Annotated in this window: 9 protein-coding genes; 8 read left to right on the forward strand and 1 reads right to left on the reverse strand. The window is 71.2% G+C overall.

Translation table 11 applies throughout. The annotated features are described in order from the left end of the window. Positions 1 to 281 precede the first annotated feature (281 nt). Both C503_RS0106050 and C503_RS0106055 read left to right on the forward strand, forming a co-directional pair. Positions 282 to 1,226 carry a proline iminopeptidase-family hydrolase gene (locus C503_RS0106050; protein WP_033400298.1) on the forward strand — a complete coding sequence of 315 codons (945 nt, stop codon included), beginning with the start codon at positions 282 to 284 and terminating at the stop codon, positions 1,224 to 1,226. After that, the gene (locus C503_RS0106055; RefSeq protein WP_018681297.1) at positions 1,219 to 2,178 is read left to right on the forward strand and encodes an ACP S-malonyltransferase; all 960 of its coding nucleotides are present in this window, start codon (positions 1,219 to 1,221) and stop codon (positions 2,176 to 2,178) included. Before C503_RS0106050 ends, C503_RS0106055 begins: the two co-directional genes overlap by 8 nt. A gap of 108 nt (positions 2,179 to 2,286) precedes the next feature. Here C503_RS0106055 and C503_RS0106060 read toward each other — a convergent pair whose 3' ends face one another. Then, entirely contained in the window at positions 2,287 to 2,580 is a 294-nt protein-coding gene (locus C503_RS0106060; RefSeq protein ID WP_018681298.1) for a phosphopantetheine-binding protein, read from the reverse strand. Positions 2,581 to 2,720: 140 nt separating this feature from the next. Here C503_RS0106060 and C503_RS0106065 point away from each other — a divergent pair, with 140 nt between their 5' ends. From C503_RS0106065 to C503_RS0106090, 6 genes are all read left to right on the forward strand, one after another. Next, positions 2,721 to 4,256, forward strand: a complete 1,536-nt coding sequence (locus C503_RS0106065; RefSeq protein WP_018681299.1) for an AMP-binding protein — start codon at positions 2,721 to 2,723, stop codon at positions 4,254 to 4,256. Between the two features lie 193 nt (positions 4,257 to 4,449). Continuing rightward, the gene (locus C503_RS0106070; RefSeq protein ID WP_018681300.1) at positions 4,450 to 5,925 is read left to right on the forward strand and encodes a class I adenylate-forming enzyme family protein; all 1,476 of its coding nucleotides are present in this window, start codon (positions 4,450 to 4,452) and stop codon (positions 5,923 to 5,925) included. 2 nt (positions 5,926 to 5,927) lie between these two features. Then, positions 5,928 to 7,142, forward strand: coding sequence for a type III PLP-dependent enzyme domain-containing protein (locus C503_RS0106075; protein WP_245572419.1), 1,215 nt, complete (start codon positions 5,928 to 5,930; stop codon positions 7,140 to 7,142). Further along, positions 7,139 to 7,654: a cobalamin B12-binding domain-containing protein gene (locus tag C503_RS0106080; protein WP_018681302.1), complete on the forward strand. Its 516-nt coding sequence runs from the start codon at positions 7,139 to 7,141 to the stop codon at positions 7,652 to 7,654. Before C503_RS0106075 ends, C503_RS0106080 begins: the two co-directional genes overlap by 4 nt. Continuing rightward, entirely contained in the window at positions 7,651 to 8,925 is a 1,275-nt protein-coding gene (locus C503_RS0106085) for a methylaspartate mutase (protein WP_018681303.1), read from the forward strand. The genes C503_RS0106080 and C503_RS0106085 overlap by 4 nt, the downstream gene beginning before the upstream one ends. Continuing rightward, a complete protein-coding gene (locus tag C503_RS0106090) occupies positions 8,922 to 10,127 on the forward strand; it encodes a cytochrome P450 (RefSeq protein ID WP_018681304.1) in 1,206 nt (401 codons plus the stop codon). Before C503_RS0106085 ends, C503_RS0106090 begins: the two co-directional genes overlap by 4 nt. Positions 10,128 to 10,197 lie beyond the last annotated feature (70 nt).

The following is a 10,197-nucleotide window of genomic DNA, read 5'->3' on the forward strand; positions in this document are numbered from 1 at the left end:
CTCCGAACTCGGGCGTGAGTGCTGTCAATCCAGCCGGTCACCTCAGCACGGTACGGACTCCCCGGCGCGGAACCGACCCGGCACGGCCGGATAGGGGTCCCCGACCCCTGTTCCCCGGAACGAGTCTTTCGGGTGAAACCGGCCGTGCGATAGGGATTCAGGCGTCGGTTAGACCCGCTTTAGATGCCCCTTAGGGGGCTGTTCGCACGACAACTACCCGGTTAGACATAGAGGTGGATCCGGCCGCGTTGGGCCGGACCTACGCGAGTGAGGTGATGAGCATGGCCGTGCCGCCGACCGGCAAGGGCTGGGTGCCCTTCGGGGAGTACCGGACGTGGTACCGGGTCACCGGCGTCGTCGGGGGCGAGCTGCCCGCCCTGGTGGTGGCCCACGGCGGCCCCGGCAGCACGCACGACTACCTGCTGGCCCTGGCCGAGCTGGCCGAGGAGGGCTGGCCGGTCGTGCACTACGACCAGCTCGGCAGCGGCGGCTCGACGCACCTGCCGGACAAGGGGCCGGGGTTCTGGACGCCCGAGCTGTTCGCCGACGAGCTGGACAACCTGGTGCACCGGCTCGGCATCGCGGACAACTACGTCCTGTTCGGACACTCCTGGGGCGGGCTGCTGGTGGCCAGGCACGCCGCCGAGCGGCCGGAGGGGCTGCGCGGTCTGGTGATCGCGAACTCGCCCGCCTCGTACGTGCTGTGGCGGCAGGAGATGGACGTGCTGCGCGCCCAGCTGCCGCCCGGGGTCGACGCGGGCCTGCGCGCCCACGAGGCCGCGGGCACGACCGACTCCCCGGAGTACTTCGAGCTGCAACGCGTGTTCTACGACCGGCACGTGTGCCGGGTGCAGCCGTGGCCGCAGGACTACCTGGCGTCGTTCATGGAGATGGCCGACAACAACACCGTCTACGCCAACATGAACGGGCCGAGCGAGTTCACCGTCGTCGGCACGCTCGCGGACTACTCCGTGGTGGACGACCTCGACGACATCGAGGTGCCCACGCTGGTCATCTCCGGCAGGCACGACGAGGCCACGCCGGTGACCGTGCGGCCGTTCGCCGAGCGGATCCACGACGCCCGCTGGGAGGTCTTCGAGCATTCCAGCCACGTGCCGCACCTGGAGGAACCCGACCGGTTCCGCGCGGTGCTGCTCGGTTTCCTGCAGGACATCCACCCGACCGGGGGTCGGGTCGTGGACAGAGAGGTCGCCAGCCATGGATGACGCCGTGCGGCCGGGCTCGGCCGTCGTGTTCCCGGGGATGAGCCCGTGCCGATTCGCCGACTTCGGCAAGTTCCTCCTCATCAACCCGTTCGCCCGCAGGCTCATCGCGGAGGCCAACGACCGGCTCGGCTACTCGCTGGTCGACCGGTTCCGCGAGACCGAGGGCGACTACTCCGAGTACGCCCAGGTCGGGTTCATGCTGACCTGCGTTGCGCTGGCGGAGTGGGCCGAGCAGGAGCACGGGATGAGCCCCGACTACTGCACCGGGCCCAGCTTCGGCGAGAAGCCCGCCAGCGTGTACTCCGGGTCGCTCACCTTCGCCGACGCGGTGTGGATGACCGCCGAGCTCGCCCGCTGCCTCAACGAGTTCTTCGCCACCGAGCACACCGACGTGGTGACCCACTCGTTCGTGCGCACGCCGGGGGAGAAGCTCACCGACGCGCTCACCGACCTGGCGGGCCGCGGCGAGTGGTCCGACATCTCGTGCTACATCGACCATGACTTCTACATGGTCTCGGTGCGCGAGCGGAACCTGGACTGGCTCAAGCAGGTCGTGCGCAGCATGGGCGGGCTCTCCCTCTACACGATGCGGCCGCCGCTGCACTCGCGGGCCTTCGGCGCGCTGCGCCGCAAGGCCGAGGACGAGGTGCTGGGCGGCCTGCACTTCCACGATCCGCTGCTGCCGATCGTGGCCGACCAGGACGGCTCCGTGCTGCGCACCGGCGACGAGGTGCGCACGATGCTGCTGGACAGCATCGTCGAGCCGTTGCGCTGGCCCGCCGTGCTCTCCTCGCTGGAGGAGCTGGGCGTGGGCAAGCTGTGGATCTCCGGCCCGGACACGCTCTTCGGCCGGGTGCGCGCGGCGCGCACGCGGTTCGAGGTGGTCACGGTAAACCCGCGGATGGCCCTGCAACCGCGCCGTCGAGGTGCCGGGCCGTCCAGGGTCAGCTAGTGGTGCGACCCAGAACGTCGACCATGTCTCGACCCGCCCACGACGTGCCTGACGGCACCGCCGGAAACGACCAAGTACATCCAGTACGAGGTCGTCCCGGCGGCACCGTCAGCCACGCCGTGGACCCGCCGATACACGGCCGACGTTCTGAGTCGCACCACTAGCGGGCTGCAGCGCGGTCAGCGTGGTCCACAGCCTGCCCGGGTTCTCGAAGGTCTCCAGGTTCAGCGCGTCGTCCTCGAAGCGCACGTCGTAGTCCTGCTCCAGCACGGAGAGCAGCTCGACGGTCGCCAGCGAGTCGAGGCCGTACTCCCGCAGCGGGGTGTCCGCGGCGAGCGCCTCGTCGGCGGGCAGGAACGGGAGGTAGGAGCGAAGGGTTTCCTCGAAAGCGCTGTCCCACATGGCTACTCCGGATCGCTTGTTCGGTACCGACCGGACTGGAAAACCGACCGCCCGGTTCTGTTCTCGACAGTACTGCCGTGACCGCCCGCAGACAACGCGCTCGTCGGCGACGGCACCCCTATTCACAGTGAAGGACGACGATGGACACGAACCCGACCGGCGGGCTGGCCGCGCGTTTCCAGCGCGGCCTGGCGCGATCCGAGCACGGTGTGGCCGTGCACGTGGGCGAACGTGAGCTGGGCTACGGCGAGCTGCACGAGCTGGCCCTGACCTGGGGTGGTGCCCTGGTCGAGAGCGGGGCGGGCGCGGTAGGGGTGTGGGCGGGCAAAGGGGTCGCCGCGTACGCGGGGATCCTGGCCGCGCTGTACGCGGGGGCGACCGTGGTGCCGCTGCGCCCGGACTTCCCGACCGCCCGCACCAGGCAGATGATCGAGGCGGCGGGGGTGGACGCGCTCATCGTGGACGAGCGCGGCCTCTCCCGTCTGTCCGAGGTGACCGGGGATCGGGCGTTGACGGTGTTGGCGCCGGAATGCGGTGACCACCCGGCGGTGCTGCGGCCGCGCGAGTCGCGGGCGTTGGCGGCGCCTCGGCTCGTGGGGCCGGGGGACAGCGGGTATGTGCTGTTCACCTCGGGTTCCACCGGTCGTCCCAAAGGAGTGCGGATCGGCAACGGGTCGCTAGACCACTACTTCGGACTGCTGGACGCGCGCTATGACTTCACCCCGGACGATGTGTTCTCGCAGACCTTCGACCTCAACTTCGACTGCTCCCTGTTCGACCTGTTCTGCGCCTGGGGTGCGGGCGCCCCGGCGGTCGTGCTGCCCGCGGGCGCCTACCGTGACCTGCCCGCCTTCGCCGCGCAGCGGGGGCTGACGGTGTGGTTCTCCACGCCGAGCGCGATCGACCTCGTGCGCCGCACGGGCGGGCTGGCACCGGGTGCGTTGCCGGGGCTGCGGTGGAGCTTCTTCGCGGGCGAGGCGCTGAAGGTCGCCGACACGGCCGACTGGCGGACCGCCGCGACGAACTCCCTGGTCGAGAACATCTACGGGCCCACCGAGCTGACCATCACGGTGTCCGGCTACCGGTGGGACGACGTGGCGACGCCGCGGATCGCGGTCAACGGCGTGGTGCCGATCGGCGAGGTCCACGCGGGGCACGATCACGTGCTGCTCGGCGAGGGTGACATCCCCGTCGAGAACGAGGGTGAGCTGTGCATCGCGGGGCCGCAGTTGACCCCGGGCTACCTGGACCCGGCGGACGAGCAGGGGCGGTTCTTCGAGCAGGACGGCAAGCGCTACTACCGCACCGGCGACCGGGTCCGCAGGCTGAACGACACCGACCTGGCCTACCTGGGCCGGTTGGACTCGCAGGTGCAGGTTCTGGGGTGGCGGGTCGAGCTCGCCGAGGTCGAACACGCCCTGCGCGACTGCGGTGTGGACGCCGTGGTGCTCGGGGTGGACACCGAGGTGGGCACCGAGCTGTTCGTCTTCTACTCGGGCGCGCGACGGCCGACCATCGAGATGGTCCGCGCGTTGCGGAACGTGCTGCCGGAAGGGGTGATCCCGCGCCACTACCGGCACATCGACGAGTTCCCCCTCAACGGCAACCGCAAGATCGACCGCAAGTCCCTCGCGGCCCGCGCCGACGAGATCCTGCACCCCGTCCCCGTGGGCTGAGCAGAGTCCACACTCACCGGAACGGCCTCTGCGGTGCGCACCGCAGAGGCCGTTCGACGTCTCCGCACACTGCCCCGGACCTCGGTGTTAGGGGCGCTGTAGGGGTGTGGCCGCGTGCTCGGGCGCGGTTAGTTTTCGTGCGGCGGGAGTGGTTGACGCCCGGTTTCCTCGATTCTCCACGGGAGTTGCGGTCATGGCCGATTCTGGCAATACCCCGGGCGGGTCGCTCGTCCATTCCCTGCTCGACGCGGCCGTCGCGGACGCGGGCGGGTCCGCCGCGGTGCGGGACGCGGCCGGGGTCTGGTCCTACGCCGAGCTGGACGCGTGGAGCCGGGCCGTCGAGGTGGTGCTGGCCAGGCACGGGGTCGGGCCCGGCGACCGGCTGGTGGTGCGACTGCCCACCAACCGCGAGCTGGTCGCCCTGTTCTACGGGACTTCCCGCCGGGGCGCGGTGTTCGTGCCGGTGAACCCGGCGATGAAGGCGTTCCACTTCGACTCCGTGGTGGCCAACGCTGAGCCGGTGCTGGTGCTCACCCCGACCGAGTTCGGTCCACTGTGGAACGAGGTGGTCCAGGCGCACGCGGCCGGGGAGACGGTCGAGCCGACCGAGGTCGACCTGGACGACGTGGCCGTGCTGATCTACACCTCGGGCAGTACCGCCGCGCCCAAGGGCGTGATCGGGCCACACCGGCAGGTGACCTTCGCCGCCGCCGCGATCCAGGCCGTGCTCGGCTACCGCCACGACGACGTGGTGTTCTGCCGGTTCCCGATGTCCTGGGACTACGGCCTGTACAAGGTACTGCTGACCACCCTGGGCCGCAGTGAGATCGTGCTCGCCGACGCCGAGTCGGACCTGCGGCTGCTGCGCCGGATGCGCGAGGTGGGCGCCACCGTGGTGCCGATCGTGCCGTCGCTGGCCACCATGATCGCCACCCTGGCCGAGCGGGAGACCGAGCAGGCCCCGCCGGTCCGGCTGATCACCAACACCGGCGCCGCGCTGCCCGACACCACGATCGCCAAGCTGCGGGACGCGTTCCCCGGCGTGCGGGTGGTGCGGCAGTTCGGGCAGACCGAGTGCAAGCGGGTCACGATCATGCCGCCGGACGAGGACGACACCCGTCCCGGCGCCTCCGGCCTGCCGCTGCCCGGCACCCGCGTGCTCATCCTGGACGCCGACGGCAACGAGCTGCCCCGCGGCGAGGTCGGCGAGATCGTCGCCGCAGGCCCGCATGTGATGCCCGGCTACTGGCGCGCGCCCGAGCTGAGCGCCCGCTCGTTCCGCCGCACCGCCACCGGCGAGGCCCGCCTGCACACCGGCGACTACGGCCGCCTGGACGAGGACGGCTACCTCTACTTCGAGGGCCGCCGCGACGACATGTTCAAGCGCAAGGGCGTGCGGATGTCCACTGTGGAGATCGAGGCCGCGGCCATGGACATCCCCGGCGTGCGCGCGGCCGCCGCCATCCCGCCCGGCGAGACCCGCGACCTGGCCGTGGTCGTCGAGGCCGACGACCTGGCCCCCACCACCGTGCTGCGCGAGCTGGCCAAGCGGCTCGAACCGCAGAAGGTCCCCGCGCTCTGCCACGTGGTCGCGGAGCTGCCGCTGACCGCGCACGGCAAGAACGCCACCAAGGAACTCGCCCTGCTCGTGGAAGGCGCGCGCCCGTGACCATGTACCCCGACCTCGCCGCCCGGTTCGGCACCCCGACCTACGTCTACGACCTGGACGTCGTCGCCGAGTCGCGCGACCAGCTGTTCGGGCTGCTGCCCGAGGGCTTCCACCTGTACTACGCGCTCAAGGCCAACCCGCACCCGGAGATCGCCCGCGAGCTGCGCGCGGGCGGCTGCCGCGCCGAGATCAGCTCCACCGGCGAGCTGGCCAACGCGCTGGCGGCCGGGTTCGCCCCGGACGAGATCCTCTACACCGGACCCGGCAAGACCGACGTCGAGCTGGACCTGGCCATGGCGGCCGGGGTGCGGCTGTTCTCGGTCGAGTCGTACACCGATCTCCAGCACGTCGGCGCGATCGCGGAGAAGCACGGCACCACCGCGTCCATCCTGCTGCGGGTCAACACCACCGCGGGCAGCGCGGCCACCGGCATCCGGATGATGGGCCGCCCCTCGCAGTTCGGCATCGACGCGGAGACCCTGCCCGACCTGATGCCGCTGCTCACCGCCGTGCCCGGGGCCCGGGTGGCAGGCGCGCACTTCTTCACCATGAGCAACGCCCAGGACGAGGACGCGCTGCTCGGCGAGTACGAGTTCGTGCTCCAGTCGGCCGCGCAGCTGCGCCGCGAGCTGGGCCTGCCGCTGGAGCTGCTGGACATCGGCGGCGGGTTCTCCTCTCCGTACGCGGTGCCGGGTCCGCGCACCGACTACCCGAAGCTGCGGCTGGGTCTGGAGATGCTGCTGGACCTGTACCTGCCGGAGTGGCGGTCGGGCGAGGTGCAGCTGGCCTGCGAGTCCGGTCGGTACCTGTCGGGCAGCTCGGGTTCGCTGCTGGCCGGGGTGGTCAACGTCAAGGAGAGCCGGGGCAGCCGGTTCGTGGTCCTGGACGCGGGCATCAACGCCGTGGGCGGTCTGTCCGGTATCGGCCGTCTGCTGCCCGCCGCCGTCGGGATCGAGTACGACGGCGAGGCCACCGGGCCGGGCAGCCTGGTCGGTCCACTGTGCACACCCGGCGACTCGCTGGCCAAGGCGACACCGCTGCCCGAGCTGGCGGCGGGCGACGTGCTGACCGTGCCGAACGTCGGTGCCTACGGGGTCACCGCCAGCCTGATCAGCTTCCTCGGCCGCCCCACGCCCACCGAGGTCGTGGTCCGCGGTGGCGAGATCGTGTCGGTGTCCCGTTTGGACTACCAGCGCGTCTACGAGGTCGCGCCATGACCGAGCGGTTACACGACCTGCACTCGGACCGCGCCGACCGCGCCGACGAGGTACTGGCGGGCGGGCGCGGCACGGTGATCGTCAGCAGCATGGCCTCGGACTCGCACACCTGGAACCTGGTCTACCTGGAGCTGCTGGTCGGCGAGCTGGGCTTCGACGTGGTGAACCTGGGCGCCTGCGCGCCGGACGAGCTGCTGGAGTACGAATGCCTCAGCCGCCGCCCGGTGATGCTGGTGCTGAGCAGTGTCAACGGCCACGGCTACCAGGACGGCCTGCGGGTGATCCAGCGGCTGCGCGGGTGCCGCCCGCTGCGCCGGATGCCGGTGGTGCTCGGCGGCAAGCTCGGCACCGGCGGCGCGCTCACCCAGGAGCAGACCGGGCAGCTGCTGCTCGCCGGGTTCGACGCGGTGTTCGACGACCAGCAGGGCTCCGGCTCGTTCCGCCGGTTCGCGGCCGCGCTGCCCAGTCCCGCCGGGGTGTTGCCCATGCCCGCGGAGGGGGCCGGGGCGTGAGCTTCGAGGAGTTCGTCGCGCGCAGCCACGCCGCCGGGGCGCTGGTGGTGCAGCCGCGCATGGGGTTCGGCGATCCGACGGCGATGCGGGCCGGGCTGGCCGCGACCAGGTCGGCGCGGGCCGTCACGGTCGGCACGCTCACCCTCGACAGCTACACCCGCGTCCGGGACACGGCTTCCGCCGAGCACGCGCTGCGCAACGGCTTGCCGCTCAACGGGTATCCGATCGTCAACCACCCGCCCGAGGTCACCCGGGGCATGCTCGCGGGCCTGATGGACGCGGACTTCCCGGTGCAGGTGCGGCACGGCTCGGCCCGCCCGGCGGACATCTTCCGTGCCATGATCGCCGCCGGGCTGCACGCCACCGAGGGCGGCCCGGTCTCCTACTGCCTCCCCTACAGTCGCACCCCGCTGGACGAGGCCGTACGCAACTGGGCGTTCTGCACGGATCTGTTGCTGGCGGCGGAACCCGAGGGCGGGCGTCCACACGTGGAGACGTTCGGCGGCTGCATGATGGGCCAGCTGTGCCCGCCGAGCGAGCTGGTCGCGCTCAGCGTGCTGGAGGCGTTGTTCTTCTACCGGCGCGGCTTGCGCAGCATCTCGGTCAGCTACGCGCAACAGACCAATATGGAGCAGGACCAGGAAGCCGTGTCGGCGCTGCGCGGACTGTGCGCGGAGCTGCTGCCCGAGGCGACCTGGCACGTCGTCATCTACGCCTACATGGGACTGTTCCCCCGGACCGAGGTCGGCGCGTTGAGCCTGCTGGCCGGCGCGGCCGAGCTGGCGGTGACGACCGGGTCGGAGCGGTTGATCGTGAAGACCACCGCCGAGGCGCACCGGATCCCGACCGTCGCGGAGAACGTCGCCGCCCTCGAACACGCCCACCTGGCCGCCCGCGCGACCATCCACCGCGCGACCGTGGCCGCCGACAACCAGGTCTACCGGGAGGCGGCCGCGCTGGTCGACGCGGTGCTGAACTGCCACGAGGACCTCGGCCGCGCGCTGGTGATCGCGTTCAAGCGCGGCCTGCTGGACGTGCCGTTCTGCCTGCACCCGGACAACGCGGGCCAGGCCCGCAGCTTCCTGGACGCGGAGGGTCGGCTCGGCTGGTCCGAGCTGGGGTCGCTGCCGCTGCGCGGGGTGGTCGAGCAGCGCAGGCAGGCCGCGCTCACCTCGTCGACGCTGATGTCGGCGCTGTCCCACGTCCAGTCCACCCACGACGCCCTGGCGTTCGGGGACCACGAGACCGTCGCGATTGGAGGCCAGGCATGACCCAGCGCCGCACCGTCCGCGCCTACCCGTTCGACATGGAGGAGATCTCCGTGTCCGAGCAGTACCACATCCTGCAACGGGACGAGCCGATGAGCCGGGTGCAGCTGCCCTTCGGCGAACCGGCCTGGTTGGCGACCAAGTACGCCGACGTGAAGCTGGTGACCACCGACCCCCGGTTCAGCCGCGAGCTGGCCCAGGGGCTCGACCAGCCCCGGATGCGCCGCCAGCAGATGGGCGACGGCATCATGGGGATGGACCCGCCGGACCACTCCCGCCTGCGCCGCCTGGTGTCCAAAGCGTTCACCGCGCGCCGTCTGGAGGCGATGCGCGAGGGCGTGCGCGGCCTGGTGAACCGGCTGCTGGACGACATGGTCGCGCGCGGCGGCGACGCCAAGGTGGGCGACCTGGTCGAGGACATCGCCCGGCCGCTGCCGGTCACGGTGATCTGCGACCTGCTGGGCGTGCCCGCCGAGGACCACGTCATCTTCTCCGAGTGGACGCAGGCGCTGGTCAGCGACGCGACCGCGAAGGGCGACGTGCTCGACGTCTACGGCGACAAGCTCGACCAGTACGTGGCCGGGCTGGTGGCGCAGCGCCGCGAGGAGCCGACCGACGACCTGCTCGGCGCGCTCGTCTACGCGCGCGACTCGGGCGACAAGCTGACCGAGAACGAGCTGATCTCCATCGCGGGCGCGGGTCTGCTGACCGGCGGCGTGGAGACGGTGTCGACGGCGTTGCCCAGCTTCATCTTCACCCTGCTCGCCAACCCCGAGCAGCTGGAGCTGTTGCGTGCCAGGCCGGAGATCATGCCGACCGCCGTGGAGGAGCTGTTGCGGTACGTGCCGATCAACACCGCCGCCATGTTCGCCCGCTACGCCACCGAGGACATCCGGATCGGTGACGTGGTGGTGCGCGCGGGCGATCCGGTGCTGCCCGCGCTGCACGCGGCCAACCGCGACCCCGAGGTGTTCGCGAACCCGGACGAGATCGACCTGACCCGCACGCCCAACCCGCACGTGGCCTTCGGGCACGGCCCGCACCACTGCATCGGCGCGCAGCTGGCCCGGTTGGAGTTGCAGGAGGCGATGACCGCGATCCTGGACCGTTTCCCGGATCTGCGGTTCGCGGACGGGCGCGAGGGCGTCAAATGGGAATACGGCGTGATCGTGCGGGGGCCGTCCCTGTTGCGCGTCACCTGGTAGACCCGGTCAATACCAAGGTAATCGCCTGCCCCTAGACGGGAGTGGGGCGTCCCGTTTAGGGGATACGGCC

Origin of the sequence: Actinokineospora enzanensis DSM 44649, assembly GCF_000374445.1 — a bacterium.
GTDB classification, from domain to species: domain Bacteria; phylum Actinomycetota; class Actinomycetes; order Mycobacteriales; family Pseudonocardiaceae; genus Actinokineospora; species Actinokineospora enzanensis.

Coding starts and splice junctions, on each gene's coding strand:
- C503_RS0106050 (WP_033400298.1), top strand. CDS start 282: ATGGCCGTGCCGCCGACCGGCAAGGGCTGGGTGCCCTTCGGGGAGTAC.
- C503_RS0106055 (WP_018681297.1), top strand. CDS start 1,219: ATGGATGACGCCGTGCGGCCGGGCTCGGCCGTCGTGTTCCCGGGGATG.
- C503_RS0106060 (WP_018681298.1), bottom strand. CDS start 2,580: ATGTGGGACAGCGCTTTCGAGGAAACCCTTCGCTCCTACCTCCCGTTC.
- C503_RS0106065 (WP_018681299.1), top strand. CDS start 2,721: ATGGACACGAACCCGACCGGCGGGCTGGCCGCGCGTTTCCAGCGCGGC.
- C503_RS0106070 (WP_018681300.1), top strand. CDS start 4,450: ATGGCCGATTCTGGCAATACCCCGGGCGGGTCGCTCGTCCATTCCCTG.
- C503_RS0106075 (WP_245572419.1), top strand. CDS start 5,928: ATGTACCCCGACCTCGCCGCCCGGTTCGGCACCCCGACCTACGTCTAC.
- C503_RS0106080 (WP_018681302.1), top strand. CDS start 7,139: ATGACCGAGCGGTTACACGACCTGCACTCGGACCGCGCCGACCGCGCC.
- C503_RS0106090 (WP_018681304.1), top strand. CDS start 8,922: ATGACCCAGCGCCGCACCGTCCGCGCCTACCCGTTCGACATGGAGGAG.